This window comes from Jiella soli, from assembly GCF_020615385.1.
In the GTDB taxonomy this organism is placed as follows: Bacteria; Pseudomonadota; Alphaproteobacteria; order Rhizobiales; family Rhizobiaceae; genus VKMB-3413.
In genome coordinates, this window is the sequence record NZ_JAJAVB010000027.1 from 120,695 (window position 1) to 136,925 (window position 16,231).

16 protein-coding genes are annotated in these 16,231 nt (G+C 68.1%); 13 read left to right on the forward strand and 3 right to left on the reverse strand.

The features are described from left to right. Nucleotides 1-38 precede the first annotated feature (38 nt). The 6 genes from LH400_RS19045 (at nt 39) to LH400_RS19070 (ending at nt 8,042) form a co-directional block, all read left to right on the forward strand. Complete coding sequence (locus LH400_RS19045; RefSeq protein WP_229154751.1) at nt 39-2,846, forward strand: caspase family protein; 2,808 nt, start codon at nt 39-41, stop codon at nt 2,844-2,846. Continuing rightward, on the forward strand, nt 2,816-4,558 hold the full coding sequence (locus LH400_RS26185; protein ID WP_304502370.1) for a polysaccharide deacetylase family protein: 1,743 nt from the start codon (nt 2,816-2,818) through the stop codon (nt 4,556-4,558). Before LH400_RS19045 ends, LH400_RS26185 begins: the two co-directional genes overlap by 31 nt. After that, a complete protein-coding gene (locus tag LH400_RS19055) occupies nt 4,555-5,082 on the forward strand; it encodes a GNAT family N-acetyltransferase (protein WP_229154752.1) in 528 nt (175 codons plus the stop codon). Before LH400_RS26185 ends, LH400_RS19055 begins: the two co-directional genes overlap by 4 nt. A 272-nt stretch (nt 5,083-5,354) precedes the next feature. Next, the gene (gene exbB / locus LH400_RS19060; RefSeq protein WP_229154753.1) at nt 5,355-6,509 is read left to right on the forward strand and encodes a tonB-system energizer ExbB; all 1,155 of its coding nucleotides are present in this window, start codon (nt 5,355-5,357) and stop codon (nt 6,507-6,509) included. A gap of 4 nt (nt 6,510-6,513) precedes the next feature. After that, entirely contained in the window at nt 6,514-6,987 is a 474-nt protein-coding gene (gene exbD / locus LH400_RS19065; protein ID WP_229154754.1) for a TonB system transport protein ExbD, read from the forward strand. 29 nt (nt 6,988-7,016) lie between these two features. Further along, nucleotides 7,017-8,042 (forward strand): energy transducer TonB family protein, encoded by a 1,026-nt coding sequence (locus tag LH400_RS19070; protein WP_229154755.1) that lies wholly within the window; start codon nt 7,017-7,019, stop codon nt 8,040-8,042. 108 nt (nt 8,043-8,150) lie between these two features. Here LH400_RS19070 and LH400_RS19075 read toward each other — a convergent pair whose 3' ends face one another. Together LH400_RS19075 and LH400_RS19080 are read right to left on the reverse strand one after the other, a co-directional pair. Further along, complete coding sequence (locus LH400_RS19075; protein ID WP_229154756.1) at nt 8,151-9,206, reverse strand: tetratricopeptide repeat protein; 1,056 nt, start codon at nt 9,204-9,206, stop codon at nt 8,151-8,153. Next, on the reverse strand, nt 9,203-9,856 hold the full coding sequence (locus LH400_RS19080; RefSeq protein WP_255617930.1) for a thiamine phosphate synthase: 654 nt from the start codon (nt 9,854-9,856) through the stop codon (nt 9,203-9,205). Before LH400_RS19080 ends, LH400_RS19075 begins: the two co-directional genes overlap by 4 nt. A gap of 241 nt (nt 9,857-10,097) precedes the next feature. Between LH400_RS19080 and LH400_RS19085 the strand changes: the two genes are divergently transcribed. Further along, complete coding sequence (locus LH400_RS19085; protein ID WP_229154758.1) at nt 10,098-10,856, forward strand: sulfite exporter TauE/SafE family protein; 759 nt, start codon at nt 10,098-10,100, stop codon at nt 10,854-10,856. Nucleotides 10,857-10,914: 58 nt separating this feature from the next. Beyond that, a complete protein-coding gene (locus tag LH400_RS19090) occupies nt 10,915-12,546 on the forward strand; it encodes an acyl-CoA synthetase (RefSeq protein ID WP_229154759.1) in 1,632 nt (543 codons plus the stop codon). A 74-nt stretch (nt 12,547-12,620) separates the two neighbouring features. Here the strand turns inward: LH400_RS19090 and LH400_RS19095 are convergent, their stop codons facing one another. Continuing rightward, complete coding sequence (locus LH400_RS19095; protein ID WP_229154760.1) at nt 12,621-12,797, reverse strand: DUF465 domain-containing protein; 177 nt, start codon at nt 12,795-12,797, stop codon at nt 12,621-12,623. Between the two features lie 209 nt (nt 12,798-13,006). On the opposite strand from LH400_RS19095, the gene LH400_RS19100 reads away from it, so the two are divergent. The 5 genes from LH400_RS19100 to LH400_RS19120 all read left to right on the forward strand — a co-directional run bounded on the left by LH400_RS19100 (nt 13,007) and on the right by LH400_RS19120 (nt 16,158). Beyond that, nucleotides 13,007-13,210 (forward strand): YdcH family protein, encoded by a 204-nt coding sequence (locus LH400_RS19100; RefSeq protein ID WP_229154761.1) that lies wholly within the window; start codon nt 13,007-13,009, stop codon nt 13,208-13,210. A gap of 17 nt (nt 13,211-13,227) precedes the next feature. Beyond that, nucleotides 13,228-13,710: a 5-(carboxyamino)imidazole ribonucleotide mutase gene (gene purE / locus LH400_RS19105; RefSeq protein WP_229154870.1), complete on the forward strand. Its 483-nt coding sequence runs from the start codon at nt 13,228-13,230 to the stop codon at nt 13,708-13,710. Beyond that, the gene (locus LH400_RS19110) at nt 13,707-14,789 is read left to right on the forward strand and encodes a 5-(carboxyamino)imidazole ribonucleotide synthase (protein ID WP_229154762.1); all 1,083 of its coding nucleotides are present in this window, start codon (nt 13,707-13,709) and stop codon (nt 14,787-14,789) included. Before purE ends, LH400_RS19110 begins: the two co-directional genes overlap by 4 nt. A 183-nt stretch (nt 14,790-14,972) precedes the next feature. Next, the gene (gene ykgO / locus LH400_RS19115) at nt 14,973-15,098 is read left to right on the forward strand and encodes a type B 50S ribosomal protein L36 (protein ID WP_229154763.1); all 126 of its coding nucleotides are present in this window, start codon (nt 14,973-14,975) and stop codon (nt 15,096-15,098) included. A 265-nt stretch (nt 15,099-15,363) separates the two neighbouring features. Further along, complete coding sequence (locus tag LH400_RS19120) at nt 15,364-16,158, forward strand: tetratricopeptide repeat protein (protein WP_229154764.1); 795 nt, start codon at nt 15,364-15,366, stop codon at nt 16,156-16,158. Nucleotides 16,159-16,231 lie beyond the last annotated feature (73 nt).

Below are 16,231 nucleotides of genomic sequence, written 5' to 3' on the forward strand. Positions count from 1 at the left end.
CTCGCCCCATGTCCTCGTCCACAGGGAGGCCGACCGTCATGACGTCTCGCCTCGCAGCCGCATCGCTGCTTGCTCCGCACGGGTTTCGCGCCATGGCGGCGTCACTTTGGCGCCACCGCATCGCTGCCGGCGCCTGGCCGCGGCTTGGCCTCCTGACGGGGCTCCTCCTGGCGCTCGCCGCCGTCCTGCTTACCGCCAGCCTGGTGAAGGCCGACACCGACCCGCGCAAGCGCTACGGCCTGATCGTCTACGCGCAAGACTACAAATATACCGCCCGGCTGGACTACGCGAAGAAGGACGCGAATCTGGCGATGGAGATGTTTCTCAACGCCTTCCAGATCCCGCCGGCCAACATCACCCGGAAGGAGAACCCCAGCGCCGGCGAAATGCGCCGCATTCTCGGCGGCACCGACGCGGTTGGCGAGGCAGCGCGCGCGATCACCGCCGAAGATGCCGAGTTCTACGTCTATGTCATCGCTCACGGCTCCAAGGAGCGCGATCCGGTCAACCAGGCGATGCGGCCCTACCTTCTCGGCATCGAAAGCGATCCGCAGAACCTTGCGGATAGCGGCTACGGGCTCGACGAGCTGATGGCCGGTCTGAAGGCGGCACACGACCAGATCTTTCCACGGGGCAAAGTCCGCATCTTCCTCGAAAGCTGCTTTTCCGGCGGCTTCAGCGAGGGCGAGCTGGTGACGGGCACCTCGTCGCCGGCCCTGTCGGGTCCGATCCAGGAGATCCGCGCCACCTCCGACTGGCTTTCCGTCGTCGGCGCCTCCGGCCCGGACGAAGTCGCCTACTGGGACATCAACCGCAATGACAGCGTGTTCACCTCCATGTTGGCCCAGGGCCTATCCGGACGCGCCGACGGCAGCGTCAACGGCCAGGCGGACGGCCGCATCACCTATGCTGAGCTGAAGAGTTTCCTCCACACCAAGGTGCCGACGCGCGTATCGCAGCTGCGCGAGGGCAAGACGCAGACGCCGAGCGTCGTCGTCGCAGATCTCGGCGAAGTCCTTCTCGACTTCGGCGCAACGCCGCCGGTGCTGCCGACCGTGCGCGCCTGGGAAAAGAGCGACGAGAAGCGGATCACCTACATCACCCGGCAGCCGATCGAGGGGCTCGCGCCGCCGGCTCGACGCACGCTTCTCGACCGCATCAGGCGCGAGCAGCGCAACTGCCTCTATGGCTGCGAGCCGCTTTCGGTGAAGGTCAGCCAGATCGAGGAGAGCCTGGCAGAATGCAAGTCGGAGCTCCTCAACTATCGCGCCGCGCTTGCCGAAAAGGACATCGGCCTCGTCGCCTTCACCAACGATACCTGCGTGTGCTGCGAGTTGAAGGCCGAGGCCAAGGCCTGCACGGACAGCGGCGACATCGGCTCCAGCGCGTGCCAGTGCCTCGGCTCCGACCAGTGCCTGGCGAGCTTCGCCGCGAAGGCGGCGCCCGTCGATGACGGCTGCGACAAGCTGTTCACGGAGGCCGTCGATGCCGCGCGCAAGAGCCAGAAGCTGAAGCCGCTCGAGGACTTCGAACGCGACAATGCCGCCTGCGCCAAGGGACGGCCGGTCGCCGAAGCGCGCCAGCAGCTGTGCAGCAGCGCGGCATCCCAGGCGGACGGAGATCTTGCCGCCATGCGCCGCTTCGTCGAAGGCATGGGCGGCTGCGACGAGGCTGCGGGGCTTCAGCGCAGGATCGCCGCGCTCGATTCGACCAAGACCTGCAGCCAGGCCTGGGCCGCCGTCGGCGAGATCGACGACGATGGGCTCGACCAGTTCCTGCGCGAGCATGGCGACTGCCGGGACGAGATCGCCGCCGCCAAGGCGCGTCTTTCCGACCGGCTGAAGGCGACGATCGCGATCTCCGAACAGAGCCAGGCCCTCTCCGAATACGAACAGTCGGCAACCGTCCTCACCCGGTTCCTCGACCGCTTCAAGAACGCCCTTGCCTATGAGGACCGGCGCGACCTCGAAGACCGGATTACCCGGATCGAGGACAAGCGACAGCTACAGGCCTGCACGCAGGGCTTCACCGCCGCCAGGCTCGGCCGCACGAGTTCCGCCCTCAGGGCTTTCGCGGAGAAGAACTCCGGCTGCGCCGAGGCGGCCGAGGCACGCAGCCTCGCAGCGGAAGCCGAGAAGTCCGAGGTTTGCGCATCGGCCTGGGAGGTGGTCGGGAAGTCGAACAGCGTCCGCAATTTCGTACGATTCCGCAGCGAGCATGGCGACTGCACCCGCGAGATCGCCCTGGCCGAGAGCAAGATGAACGACGTCGCCGCCTCCTGCACGCGATTTGCCGACGAGCAGGCGGCGCGCGGCAACATCATGGGCGCCGCGATCTATGTGCGCGGCTGTCTTGCCGACTTCCAGGACGTCGAGCCTTACTCCGGCACGCTGCGGCAGCGCCTCGCCACCTTCGAGAGCGTCCAGGAACAGCAGTCGGCGTCGGCCCCTCCCGCGCCGGCTCCCGCGCCGGCGACCTACCAGCAGGCCACCGCCGCCTATCCCAACCCTTCGCCGCCGGCCGCGGGCGATCCCTGCGGCGATCAGAGCGCCATCGCCGCGGTCGCCGCCTATTACGACGATCTCGACCATGGGAACGCCAACAGCGCCTATCAGCGCTGGTCCCGGTCCAATCGCTCCAGCCGGCTGCTCCGGGCGATCCGCCAGGTCGGCGACGCGCGGATCAGCAATGTCAGCCAGCCCTACTGCAATGGCGGGTCGGCGACCGTCAATTTCGACGCTCAGGTGCGGGGTGCCGGCAGCCGTCGATGGGAGCCCTATGCCATGGAGGCGCAGCTTGTCCTCGGGGATGGAACATGGTGGATCGAGAAGCTGAAGTCGCGATGATCGACCGGTTCGCTTCCTCGATGCGCGCGTCGCGCTGCCGGACGGCGGTGACTGCCGTCTGCGGCGCTCTCGCCGGCCTGATCTTGGCGTCCGCTCCCGTCTCGGCCGCGGCTCCGGGCGGCGACACGCCGGAGGCCGCCGTGCGCGCCTATTACGAAGCGCTCCAGGCAGGGGCGTGCGAGACCGCCGCGACCCTGCGGCCCGGCTACCCGCAGAAGTCCTGCAAGGAGGTGACCGCGGTCAACCTGCAGAATGTCGAGCCGAAGGACGTCGTCGGAGACAGTGCCGTCGTGCTCCTGTCGGTCGAAGTGGTGAAGGGCGAGAACCGCGACCTGTTCACCGGCTTCGTCGGTCTGAAGAAGGGCGCGTCCGGCTGGACCATCGACGGCAGCACCTATCACAGCAAGATCACGCTCGGGGATTTCCGCGCTTGGCTGAGCAAGAAGCCGGGTTTTGGCAGCCGTGCCGTGCCTGCCGAGCCGGCCGCCGCCCCCGCGCCGGTGCCCTCGCCCGCCCCCGCGGAAGCACTCGCCGCCACGCATCCGCCGATCCCGCAGCCTTCGCCGGAACCGGCAAATCCAGCGATCGACGACGGCCGGCCGGGCGCCCCCGACCAACAGGCAACGCCGGCGCCGCCTCCTTCCGAGCTTGTGCCCGCGCCGAGTTCGCGCCCGCAGGGCGTCCCGCAGCATCTCGCCCTCGCCGCTGCGATCCCCGGACGCGACGAGATGCTCGACCGCCTCTACAGCGTGGCCAGCCGGGAGAGCGGCCCGCTCACCTTCGGCTCGCAACGCATCCTCGACGCCTGCTGGAGCAGGGCCGACCTCGCCTATCGGGGTCCGTCCGAAAAGGCCGTGCACAAGAGCGGACCGGACATAAGGCGCGGCCCCCCCGATCGGCTGCGCCCGCAACTCCAGGCCCCGCAGCTCAGCGCCGCGAACCGGAACTCGATCCGCAGCGTCAACACAGGCGGTCGCAAGCTCGTCGCGCTGACCTTCGACGTCTGCGAGCAGAACAACGAGAAGGCCGGCTATGACGGCGAAATCGTCGATTACCTCAGGAAGCACGGGATCAAGGCGACGTTCTATCTCGGCGGAAAATGGATGGCGACGCATCAGGAGCGGGCCATGCAGATCATCGCCGACCCGCTCTTCGAGGCCGGCAATCACGGCTGGACGCATGGCAATATGCGCGTCCTGAAGGGCCGGGAAATGCAGGACCAGATCGACTTCACCCAGGCCGAATACGAGCTGACGCTCGGCCGGCTCCTGTCGCGGGACTGCGCGAAGACCGCCGGCGATACCGAGAGGTCGCGCATGCCCTGGCGACTGCGCACCTTCCGCTATCCCTATGGCACCTGCAGCCCGGAGGCGATGCAGGCCGTCAACGCCGCCGGCCTCGCCGCCGTGCAATGGGACGTCGTCACCGGCGACCCCTGGCGCGGCGCCTCCGCCGCAGCGATCGCCCGGACGGTCGAGACGCGGGTCAGGCCCGGCTCGATCGTGGTCATGCACGCCAACGGCCGCGGCTGGCACACCGGCGAGGCCGTGCCGACCTTCATCGGCGCGCTGGCAAGGGCAGGTTATGAGTTCGTGACGGTGAGCGAGCTCCTCAGCGCCGGCAGGCCCGTCGCCGTCGCCGCCTGCTACGAGAACAAGCCAGGCGACAATGTGCGCTACGACAAGCTGTTCGGCAAAGGGACCGGCGATTGAGCACGTCCGGCGCCTTCGGCGGGCGGGAGTACGAAAGCCGGGACCATCTCCTTCGCCCGCTGTCGGCCGCCGAGGCGGCGGCGCTCGGTGCCGAGATGGCCGCGACGGATCCGTGGGCGCGCCTCGGCTTCTCGGCCGATGGACTTGCCGGCGCGCTCGCCCCCCGAGAGCGGATTGCGCCGGAATCCCCCGTCACCTTCGGCCTTGAGGGCCTGGGCGGCGCACTGGCCGGCGCCGTCAGCGTTCGCCCCGTCTGGCTGCGCGGACCCTATCTCGCGCTCTTGTTCGTGCGTCCCCAGAGCCAGTCGCGCGGTACCGGCCTTGCCGCGCTCGAATGGATGGAAGCCGAGGCCGGGAGGGCCGGCGCCAACAGCCTGTGGACCGCCGTCTCGGCCTTCAACGACCGCGCCTTTTCCTTCTATCGTCGCTTCGGCTTCGAAGAAGTCGCCCTTCTGCCCGACCTCGTCATGCCCGGCGAAGACGAGCGCCTGTTGCGCAAGCCGCTGCGGGTCGCCGTCCCGTAGAAGGCGGCGACAGGGTGGCAGCCGCTCTCCGGCGGCCGGGGGCGTTTCCGGGGATTGTGCCGCACCAGGCGAGCGGATTTCCGCTCAGTCCCTTCGGCCCCGCCGGCTGGTTCAGCCATCCCACGCGGCCGTTTCGTCTCGTGGGAAAACACGCGGAAAATATTGACTCTTAAAGTCATGTTTCCATAAAGAGCTGCGACGAAGCGCGAATGTCGCCGAACCGGCCCCGCCCGCTTCCCGAACTCAACACTGATCGAAATGATCGGCATCACATGATCTCGTCTCGCAAAATCCGGCGGCTCCCCGCCGCCCTTCCGGTTTTCGCTCTCCTGCTCCTGGTCGGTGGCCTTTCCGACGCCGCGGCACAGGAGGGCGACATTTCGGCCGGGCCGGGAGACCGGGTTGGGCCGCAGGCGGAGCGCACCACGCCGCCACCGCCGGAGGGTTCCGGCATTGCCGTTCCGGACCCCGGTGCGGATGCCGGTGCAGGCGCCGAGACACCGTCCGCTGCGCAACCGGCCCGTGTCGACAGCGGTGCGACGACCCCAACCGCCCCCTCGCCCGAACCGTCTGCGGAGGCAAGCCCAGCGCCGGAATCCCCCGCCGATGAGGCAGGGCCCGGCCCGCAGGGGGCGGGCGGACGCGAAGAGCAGGCGGACCTCTTTCCCCCCGTCGACATGCCGGCGGAGGCCGGCGCGGCACGCGATGCCAACCTGCCGCACGATCTGTCGCCGCTCGGCATGTTCCTCGCCGCCGATTGGGTGGTGAAGGCGGTCATGATCGGCCTCGCCTTCGCCTCGCTCGTCACCTGGACCGTGCTTCTGTCGAAGGGAATGGAGGTCGCCTTTTCCAAGCGCCGGGCGAGGCGCGGCGTCAGGCTGCTCGATCGCGCCGAGACGCTTGACGCGGCGATCGGCGACGAGCGCGCGGCACGGCGCTGGCGCGGTCCGGTCGCGGCCCTCGCCAAGGCGGCCGAGGCCGAAAAAGAGCGCTCGGCCGGCCTGTCGGCAGATGGCGTCAAGGAGCGCGTCGCCGTTGCCCTCGGGCGGATCGAGGCGCGCGCCTCCCGCAACCTCGCCCGCGGCACCGGCGTCCTCGCCACGATCGGCTCGACCGCACCCTTCGTCGGCCTGTTCGGCACCGTCTGGGGCATCATGAACGCCTTCATCGGCATCAGCCAGGCCAACACGACCAATCTCGCCGTCGTCGCGCCGGGCATCGCCGAGGCGCTGCTCGCCACCGCGATCGGCCTCGTCGCGGCAATCCCGGCGGTGATCATCTACAACATGTTCGCCCGGTCGCTCGCCGGCTACAGGGCGCTTCTGGCCGATGCGACGGCGCTCGTGCTCCAGCACGTCTCCCGCGACCTCGACCGTCGCGACCATAGCGCGGCCCGCCCGCGCCATCTGTCCGAGGCGGCGGAGTAGCGCGATGGCCTTCAAGCTCGACAGTGACAGCGGCGGCGATCTCGACGAGCTCTCGGAGATCAACGTCACGCCCTTCATCGACGTCGTCCTCGTGCTCCTGATCATCTTCATGGTGGCCGCCCCGCTGTCCACCGTCGACGTGCCGGTGGACCTGCCGGTCTCCAATGCCGAGCCGCAGAAGCGGCCCGACGAGCCGGTCTACCTGACGGTCAAGGAGGATCTTTCCCTCGTCCTCGGGAGCAAGGCCGTGTCCGATGGAGCACTTGCGGCGGAACTCGACGAGCGAACCGCCGGCGACCGCGAACAGCGGTTATTCCTGCGCGCCGACGGGTCCGTCGCCTATGCCGATCTGATGGCGGTGATGAACCGGCTGCGCTCGGCTGGCTACCTGAAGATCGCTCTCGTCGGGCTCGAAGATCCCGATGCCGCTCCGGCACAGGGGAGCGGAGGCAGCGCCGAGGGCCGGGAGCGTCCCTGATCATGGCGAGCCATGGCACAAGGCACTCGATGCCGGCCGCGGAGGACGGTCGCAGCGCCGCTCTCGCACGCTGGACGGTGGCCGCCGTCCTCGTTCTCGCCGTCCATGCGCTCGGCGCCTTCGCGCTCCTGACCAGCGAACCGGAAGCAGCGCCCGAGGGCGTGCCGCAGGCGCCGATCCTGATCGACCTTGCACCGCCGGCCGCAGCGCCCGAGATCGCCGCGCTGGAGGATGCCCGGCCGGCACAAGAGCCGGTCGACACGCCGGCGGAAAAGGTCGACGACACCACACCCGAAGCCGAGCCCGAGGCTCCGCCACCCGAGCCGGAGACAGCACCGGAGCCCGAGCCCGAGCCCGAGCCCGAGCCCGAGCCCGAACCGGTGGTACCTGATGTCACTCCGGAAGCTCCGACGCCCGAGGAGACGGTCGAAGCGCCAGAGCCGGTCATCGAGGCGAAGCCGAAGGAGGCGGAACAGCCGCCCGAGCCCGAACAGGCACCCGCGCCGCCTGACGTCCCGCTTCCGGTCGCCGCACCCGAGCGGCTCCGCCCGGACGTCGCAGCGATCACCGACATTCCCCTGCCGACGGCGCGGCCGGCCCCACCGCGTCCGGTACGCGAGGCTGCGCGACAGGAGAAAAAGCGCGAGACGCCGAAACGGCAGACGAAGCCGAAGCGCGAGAGGCCCGACAAGAAGGCAGCCAAGCCGCGGCAGCGGCGCTCGCCGGCACCCTCGACGGCCTCGCAGGGCCGCGAGAACCGCAAGGCCTCGCAGGGCGCAACCGTCTCTCGTGCCGCGCTGTCGAACTGGCAGTCGCGCGTCCAGGCGCGGCTCAACCGCTACAAGCGGACACCGCGCGGCGCGGGTCAGGGGACGGTGCGGATCGCCTTCTCGCTGAATGGCGGCGGCCGGGTGGTGTCCGTGCGGGTGGTGGGATCGTCCGGCAACCGGACGCTCGATACGGCCGCAGCTGCCCTGGTGCGGCGGGCGAGCCCCTTCCCGGCGCCTCCGGGCGGCGGTTCCGTGTCCTTGACCGTGCCGGTCCGCTTCCGCTGAACGCCTTACCGGCGGATGCGTCAGCATCATGCCCGCTGGTATTTGAGCCCGCCCCGCTGCGAAGCGCCGCCGAGCATGCCGCTCCGCAGTTGCGCAGAACGGGCCGCTTCAGCCGGAGCGATAGCGGTTGGCCGCCTCCAGCGCCGCCTTCTGCGTCTTCTGGTCGAGGCCGCGGAAGAAGTCGTCGAGCTGCGAATCGCTGTTCTTCACCCGCTTGGCGATCACCGCCCATTTGGCAGCTTCCAGCCGGTCGGGCTCCGTGCCGATACCGTCCTTGTAAAGATGGGCGACGCGGTTGATGGCGATGGGATTGCCGAGTTCGGCGGCTCGCTTGAGAAAGCGGAACCCGTCCTTCATCTTCTGCGGGCCGCCCCGCCCGTTGATCAGCCAGATGCCGTATTCGATCTGGGCGGTGTCCTGGCCATTGATCGCCGCCGCCCTCAGCCAGGCGCGCGCCTTCTCGTCGTCGGCCTGAACGCCGCGGCCATAGGCATAGAGCTGCGACATCGCATATTGCGCATCGGCGACGCCGGCATTGGCCGCCTTTTCGAAATAGGTTTTCGCCTCGGCGAAGCCGCCGGCCGGCGAGGCCTCGATCAGCATCTGGCCGTAATTGTATTCGGCGAGCGGCAGGCCCTTGTCGGCGGCCGCCTTCATGAGGTCGCGCGCCTTCGCCTCGTCGGGCGCCACCACCTTGCCGTCGAGCAGGATCATCGCGAAGCGGAACTGGGCCTCGGGATTGCCGGAACCCGCGGCGGCCTCGTACCAGCGCGCCGCCTCCTTCAAGTCCTGGGCGACGCCGAGACCGCGCGAATAGATCTCGCCGAGCAGCGTCTGCGCCGCGGGGTCGCCAAGATTGGCCAGCGGCGTGGCGATCTGCAGGGCGGTCAGGTAGAATCCGCGCTGGAAGGCACCATAGGCGAGATCGCTCTTCGAGGCGGGCTTGCTGTCCGCGGACCCTTCAGGTCCGTTTCCCTCCGCCGAACGGCCCTGCGAATACGGCAGAAGGAGCGGTGCCTGGTTGCTCCCGCTCGACACCTCGGTCTCCGCTTTGCCCGTCCTGGCCGCGCCATCGCCGCCCGACTGGGCGAGAGCGGGCGCGCCAAGGAGCACGAGCGCGATCGCGGCGATCGAGACAGTGCCTTGGAGAGCCCGCAGCCTCATGCCGCCGCCTGCTCGAACCACGCATCGAAGATGGCGTTCGCCCGGGCGACCTTCGCGCCGGCCTCGCTGAGATCGGCGAATACGGCGGCGGCGGCGGCAACGAATTCCGCCCCGCTGGCCGATGCCGCCTCGGCGCTTTCGATCGAACTCCCCATCATCAGGATGCAGGGGATCTCGACGATTTCCGCCCACCACTCGGCCATCTTCAGGTTCTTCGGATGCAGCTGCGGGTCGGTGTCGCCGCCAAAGCGCCCGAAGAAGAGATAGTCGGGGAGCCGCTCGCCCGCGTCCAGCGCATCGTGGCGGGTCTCGAAACCGGAACAGCCGACGATGAGCTTCGGCGAAAAGCGCGCGACCGCCTCGCCCAGCGCCGGGATGTCGCCAGCCGTCAGATGAATGCCGTCGGCCTTCAGCCGGCCGGCGCATTGGGTGTCGTCGGCGACGATCGCGGCCGCGCCCGCCGCCTGGATCAACGGCACCAGCGGCTCGGCGAACCGCTGGAACGCGTCCGCGTCGCGGCCCGCCGGGTCGAGGATCACCGAGGCGACATCGCCGCCGGATAGCGCGTTCCTCAACCCTGCCTCGGCGTCGGCATCGGTAAGCGGTGTCGTCACCAGGACGAGTCTTGGGCGGATGGGATCGACGATCATCTCGGCATTCTGAAGGTTAAAGGATCTCGCGGGCCCGGAAATGTGCCGAGGCCGCATGGGGGTCATAGCAAATCGGCTGCCCAGCACCAAACGCGTCGGTGCCGCCTCCGCTTCACGACCTGGCGAAGATCGCCTGCGCCGCCTGCGCCGCGCGGGGCCGCAGGGCCCGATCGTTGCGCCCTCGGCCTCAGCCGCCTAAGAAGGCGGTTCCTCCTGCCGCCTGCCGGGTATCCCTCGCGCAATGATCACCGATCCGCTGTTCTATCTCTTCGCCGTGCCCGCGGTCTTCCTGGTCGGGCTGTCCAAGGGTGGTTTCGGCGGCACGATCGCGCTGATCGGCGTTCCGCTGATGGCCTTCGCCGTCTCGCCGGTGACCGCTGCGGGCATCCTCCTGCCGATCATGATCATCATGGACCTCGTCGGGCTATTCGCCTGGCGCGGGCGCTTCGACCGGGGCGTCCTCGCCTCGATGCTTCCGGCCGCCCTCCTCGGCGTCGCGCTCGGCTATTTCACCGCGCAGATGGTGTCGGCGGACGGCATCCGCCTCATCCTCGGCCTGCTCTCGCTCTGGTTCGTCGCCGACTGGCTGCTCAAGGCGCGCCGCGACAAGGAGCCGAAGCCGCGCAATCCGCTCAAGGCGGGCTTCTGGGGCACGGTGTCGGGATTTGCGAGCTTCGTCTCCCATGCCGGCGGGCCGCCCTACCAGATCTATGTCGTGCCCCTGAAGCTCTCCCCGTCCGATTTTGCCGGCACGGCCGTCGTCTTCTTCGCCGTCGTCAATGCCGTAAAGCTCCTTCCCTATTTCCTGCTCGGTCAGTTCAGTCTCGGCAATCTGGAGACATCAGCGGTGCTTGCTCCCCTGGCGCCGCTGGCGACCGTCACCGGCGTCTGGCTGGTACGCCGCATCGAGCCAAAGGTCTTCTACCGCCTCGTCTACACGCTGCTTGTCCCAGTCGGGCTGAAGCTAGCCTTCGACGGCGCCAGCGGACTTCTCTCCTGATACGGAAGATGTCATCTCTGCGGGGAGGATCGGCAGACGACCGAACGGGAGGAACATCATGGGAATCTACGACGAGCATCTGGACCGAAACGCGGCGAACTACCAGCCGCTGACGCCGCTGACCTTCCTCGCCCGGGCGGCCGAGACCCATCCGGACCGCACTGCGATCATCCATGGCGCGCTCAGGCGAAGCTATCGCGATTTCTATCGCCGCTCGCGGCAGCTTGCCTCGGCGCTCGCAGCCCGCGGGATCGGGCGCGGCGACACCGTCGCGGCGATGCTCTCCAACACGCCTGCGATGCTGGAGGCCCATCACGGCGTGCCGATGGCCGGCGCCGTGCTCCTGTCGATCAACACGCGGCTCGACGCCGACATCATTGCCTTCCAGCTGGATCATTCCGAAGCGAAGGTGGTGATCGTCGACCGCGAGTTCGCCGCCGTCATGGGCGAAGCGCTGGCGAAGGCCGAGGTGACGCCGCTGGTCGTCGACTACGACGATCCGGACTTTCCGCAGAACGCGCCCACCGAAAAGGGCGACCCCATCGGCTCGATCGAATACGAGGCGCTCCTCGCCGAGGGCGACCCCGCTTTCGAGTGGCTGATGCCGCGGGACGAATGGGATGCGATCTCGCTCAACTACACCTCGGGCACCACGGGCAATCCGAAGGGCGTCGTCTACCACCATCGCGGCGCCGCGCTGATGGGCTACGCCAATGTCGTCGCGGCCGGCATGGGCCGGCATCCGGTCTATCTGTGGACGCTGCCGATGTTCCACTGCAATGGCTGGTGCTTCCCCTGGACGCTGGCGGTCCAGGCCGGAACCCATGTCTGCCTCAGATGGGTGCGGGCGAAGGCGATGTACGATGCGATCGCCGACCACCGCGTCACCCATCTGTGCGGCGCGCCGATCGTGATGGCGACGCTGATCAATGCCGAGGAGGCCGACAAGCGCGGCTTCGACCAGACGGTCACCTTCAACACCGCCGCCGCGCCGCCGCCGCAGGCGGTGCTTGCCGGCATGCGCGAGGCCGGCTTCGAGGTAACGCATCTCTACGGCCTGACCGAGACCTACGGCCCGGCCGTGGTCAACGAATGGAAGGAAGAGTGGAACGCTCTCGACGGGCCGGCGCGGGCCGCGCAGACCGCCCGGCAGGGCGTGCGCTATCCGGCGCTCGAAGCCTTGTCGGTGCGCGATCCCGAGACGATGGAAGAGGTGCCGACCGACGGCGAGACCATCGGCGAGGTCATGTTCCGCGGCAATATCGTCATGCGCGGCTATCTGAAGAACCCGGAAGCCTCAGCCGAAGCGTTTCGCGGCGGCTGGTTCCATTCCGGCGATCTCGGCGTATGCCACGAGGACGGCTACATCGAACTGAAGGATCGGGCGAAGGACATCATCATCTCGGGCGGCGAGAACATCTCCTCGATCGAGGTGGAGAACGCCCTCTACCAGCACCCGGCGGTCCAGACCGCGGCGGTCGTCGCCAAGCCGGACGACAAATGGGGCGAGACGCCGCTCGCCTTCGTGGAACTGAAGCCCGGACGCAGTGCCAGCGCGGAGGAACTTCTCGAGCACTGCCGGGCGCGGCTCGCCAGGTTCAAATGTCCGAGGGAAATCCGGTTCTCGGAGGTGCCGAAGACCTCGACCGGAAAGATCCAGAAATATGTCCTGCGAAAGATGGTGGGCTGAGGACGAGGTGAAGGCTATTCGTCAGCGGGCGGGGGAAGGCCGGACGCGGCAAAGGCCGCGCCCGGACGGCTTTCTTAGTGGCCGGAATCTCGCAAGCGCTCGATCTCCTCTTTGAGCTTGAGCTTCTTGCGCTTCATCTCCTTGATCGCCTCATCGCTCATGGCCGGCTTCGACGCCATGGCCTCGGAAATCTCGTGATCCAGGGCCGAGTGTCGCTGTTCCAGCGTCGAGATATGGGTATTCAAGGACATGGGCTTCTCCCTTCCTGATTGGTGTCCCGGCACGCCCGACGAAGCCGTGACTAGGCGGATCGAGCGTGTCATAAATCTAAAGCACTGTCGAATGACGAAAGTTCGATCCAGAGACGCCGAATTGCTTGGCGTTTACAATTCGTGAAACTGCCGTGAACGAGGATGGCAGGCTTTCGCGACAGCGGCCGGGAAGTGTCGAAAGGAGCAGGATGGGCGAACAGGAACAGGCGGCGCTACGGCTGGAAGTGGCACGGCTCAGGCAGGAGCACGCGGACTTCGATACCGCTGTCAAGGCAATGGAGACGGTCGGCGCCGAACGTCTCAGGATCCAGAGGATGAAGAAGAAGAAGTTGGCGATCAAGGACCGCCTGCAGGACCTGGAGGACCAGATCATTCCGGACATCAGCGCGTGAGCCCGGTTCAAGCCGCCATGCCCGTCGCCATCATCATGGGCAGCCAGTCCGACTGGGAGGTGATGAAGAACGCCGCCCAGACGCTGGACGAGCTGAACATCGGCTATTCGGCCCGGATCGTTTCGGCGCACCGGACGCCGGAGCGCATGTTCGACTTCGCCAAGGGGGCCAAGGAAGAAGGCTTCAAGGTGATCATCGCCGGCGCTGGCGGCGCGGCGCATCTGCCGGGCATGGTGGCCGCCCTCACGCCGTTGCCGGTCTTCGGCGTGCCGGTCGAGGGCCGGGTCCTGTCCGGCCAGGACAGCCTGCTGTCGATCGTCCAGATGCCGGCTGGCGTGCCGGTGGGAACGCTGGCGATCGGGCGGGCCGGCGCGATCAACGCCGCCCTCCTCTCCGCAAGCGTTCTTGCCTTGATGGACGACGCGATCGCCGACCGGCTCGACGCCTGGCGCCAGGCGCGCTCCGATGCCGTCGCCGATGCTCCAAGCGAGGCGCCATGACATCGCTTCCCCCAGGCTCCGTCATCGGCATCGTCGGCGGCGGCCAGCTCGGCCGCATGCTGGCTCTCGCGGCGGCCCGCTTCGGTTATGGCGTCGTCGTGCTCGATCCCGATACGTCCTGCCCCGCTGCGCAGGTCGCGAACGAGGTGATCTCAGGCGCCTATGACGACGAGGCGCTCCTGAGGCGACTCGCCGAGCGGGCCGACGTCATCACCTATGAGTTCGAGAACGTCGCCGTCGCGCCCTTGCGCGCGGGAATCGGAAACACGCCCGTTCATCCGCCGGCCGAGGCGCTCGAAGTGTCCCAGGACCGGGTGGTGGAGAAGGCCTTTCTCAACGGCATCGGCGTCGCTACCGCCGAATGGCGCGCGATCGATTCGGTCGACGAGATCGAGCATGCACTGCTCGAACTGAAGAGCGACTGCATCCTGAAGACCCGCCGCTTCGGCTATGACGGCAAGGGACAGGCGATCATCAGGGCCGAGGGCCCGTATGCCAGCGCCTTCGAGCAGATCGGCAACGCCCCGGCGATCCTGGAGCGCAAGGTGCCCTTCGCCTACGAATGCTCGGTGATCGCGGCGCGCGGACAGGACGGCGCGGTCGCCGTCTACGACCCGGCCCAGAACGTCCACAGCCTCGGCATCCTCAACACCTCGACCGTGCCAGGCCGGGTGACGCCCGACGTCGCGGCCGCCGCCAAGGCTATCGCAGCGACGATCCTTCAGCATCTCGACTATGTCGGGGTGATCGGCGTCGAGTTCTTCGTGGGCAAGGATGGCGCCATCCTCGTCAACGAGATCGCGCCGCGGGTCCACAACAGCGGCCACTGGACGGAAGCCGCCTGCGTCGTGTCCCAGTTCGAGCAGCACATCAGGGCCATTGCCGGCCTGCCGCTCGGCGGCACCGAGAGGCATTTCGACTGCGTGATGGATAACCTCATCGGCGAGGACGTGTCACGCTTCGCCAGCCTCGTCGCCGAGCCGGGCACGGTCGTGCATCTCTACGGCAAGGAGGAGGTCCGGCGCGGCCGCAAGATGGGCCACGTCACCCGTCTCAAGCCTCTCTCGCAGCCGGCCTGAGGCCCGCGGGAGGACGGGATCGCAGCGTCGCCGGAATGCCGGCAAGCCCTCCGTCGACGTTGACAAGACCGGCCCGCCCGGCTATCTCACGGCCATCTTACGGCGCGCCCGCAATGGCGCGCTTTTCCCTGTGCGGCGGAGCGGAAAGGATCCGATCGTCGCGACGATCGATCCGGTGGTGTCATGAAGATCAAGAACTCGCTGAAGGCCCTGAAGTCCCGTCACCGCGCGAACCGCATGGTTCGCCGCAAGGGCCGCATCTACATCATCAACAAGCAGGCTCCGCGCTTCAAGGCCCGCCAGGGCTGAGTCGGCCGCGGGAACGCCTGTCGTTCCCGCCCCGCGCGGACCGATCGCCCGGCAGACGTTGTCGCCGGGCGCTTGTCCTGTATGCCGTAAGCTGTTGCTCTCCGATGGAGAGCTTTGTGGTGCCGGACGGCGGCCTCCCGTGGATCGCTGCCGCACCGGCTCTTCCACGACCGGTCCCCGTGCGAACCGCGCGATGTCGGCGGCCTGCCAGCGCTCACCGCATTGTCAATTTGACACGGTTCCGGCGAGGCGTACCCTCCTCGCCATGAGCAAGCTCGTCCTTTCGATCTCCGTCTGCCTCTCGATCGCGCTCGGCCTGCCGTCGGCGGTCCGGGCGGCGGAACCCGACGCGGTTCCCCTCCCCGGCAATCCTGCGACACCTCTCCCCGGCAACCCGCCGGCAGCTGGGCCAGACGTCGTTCCGGTGCCCGGCGAGAACTCGCCGATGATCATTCCGGCGCCCGACGAGGATCCCGAGGACGCGCCGGAGGCCTTCGGCAGCGCACCTCTGCCGGACGAGGACACCGCCGACACGCCGACCGATTCGGAAGCCGCCGCCGCCCCGCAGGACGAGACCCGCGAGGAGAAGATCGACCGCCTGTTCGCCGAGTTGAAGCGCGAACCGGATGCCGGCAAGGCGGCGCGTCTTGCAGCCCGCATCGAGCGCGAATGGCGCCGCAGCGGCAGCGCCACCGTCGACCTTCTCATGCAGCGCGCCGCAAAGGCGATGTCGGAAAAGAACACCGCCGCCGCACGCGACATCCTCGACCAGACGATCGTCTTGGCGCCCGACTACGCCGAGGCCTGGAACCGCAGGGCAACGCTCGACTTCACCACCGACCAGTGGGGCAAGTCGATCGCCGATATCGAGCAGACGCTCTCCCGCGAACCGCGACATTGGGGGGCGTTGATGGGTCTTGCGATGATCCTCGAACGGATGGATCGCAAGAAGGACGCGCTCGAGACCTATCGGCGGGTGCTGGTCGTCTATCCCGCGCTAAAGTCGGCGCAGGATGCGGTCGGCCGTCTGTCCGACGATCTCCTCGGTCCCGCGATCTGATAGGGGGCCGGACTTCCCGGCCTCTCGCCTCACTTGCGCCGAGCGGGCGCGCTTTCTGGTGGAATGAACGATC

Excerpts from the sequence above, each read along its gene's own strand:
- LH400_RS26185 (WP_304502370.1), top strand. The coding sequence starts at position 2,816 with ATGGTGGATCGAGAAGCTGAAGTCGCGATGATCGACCGGTTCGCTTCC.
- LH400_RS19075 (WP_229154756.1), bottom strand. The coding sequence starts at position 9,206 with ATGAGGCTGCGGGCTCTCCAAGGCACTGTCTCGATCGCCGCGATCGCG.
- LH400_RS19090 (WP_229154759.1), top strand. The coding sequence starts at position 10,915 with ATGGGAATCTACGACGAGCATCTGGACCGAAACGCGGCGAACTACCAG.
- exbB (WP_229154753.1), top strand. The coding sequence starts at position 5,355 with ATGATCTCGTCTCGCAAAATCCGGCGGCTCCCCGCCGCCCTTCCGGTT.
- LH400_RS19110 (WP_229154762.1), top strand. The coding sequence starts at position 13,707 with ATGACATCGCTTCCCCCAGGCTCCGTCATCGGCATCGTCGGCGGCGGC.
- purE (WP_229154870.1), top strand. The coding sequence starts at position 13,228 with ATGCCCGTCGCCATCATCATGGGCAGCCAGTCCGACTGGGAGGTGATG.
- ykgO (WP_229154763.1), top strand. The coding sequence starts at position 14,973 with ATGAAGATCAAGAACTCGCTGAAGGCCCTGAAGTCCCGTCACCGCGCG.
- LH400_RS19085 (WP_229154758.1), top strand. The coding sequence starts at position 10,098 with ATGATCACCGATCCGCTGTTCTATCTCTTCGCCGTGCCCGCGGTCTTC.
- LH400_RS19100 (WP_229154761.1), top strand. The coding sequence starts at position 13,007 with ATGGGCGAACAGGAACAGGCGGCGCTACGGCTGGAAGTGGCACGGCTC.
- exbD (WP_229154754.1), top strand. The coding sequence starts at position 6,514 with ATGGCCTTCAAGCTCGACAGTGACAGCGGCGGCGATCTCGACGAGCTC.
- LH400_RS19095 (WP_229154760.1), bottom strand. The coding sequence starts at position 12,797 with ATGTCCTTGAATACCCATATCTCGACGCTGGAACAGCGACACTCGGCC.
- LH400_RS19120 (WP_229154764.1), top strand. The coding sequence starts at position 15,364 with ATGAGCAAGCTCGTCCTTTCGATCTCCGTCTGCCTCTCGATCGCGCTC.
- LH400_RS19045 (WP_229154751.1), top strand. The coding sequence starts at position 39 with ATGACGTCTCGCCTCGCAGCCGCATCGCTGCTTGCTCCGCACGGGTTT.
- LH400_RS19070 (WP_229154755.1), top strand. The coding sequence starts at position 7,017 with ATGCCGGCCGCGGAGGACGGTCGCAGCGCCGCTCTCGCACGCTGGACG.
- LH400_RS19080 (WP_255617930.1), bottom strand. The coding sequence starts at position 9,856 with ATGATCGTCGATCCCATCCGCCCAAGACTCGTCCTGGTGACGACACCG.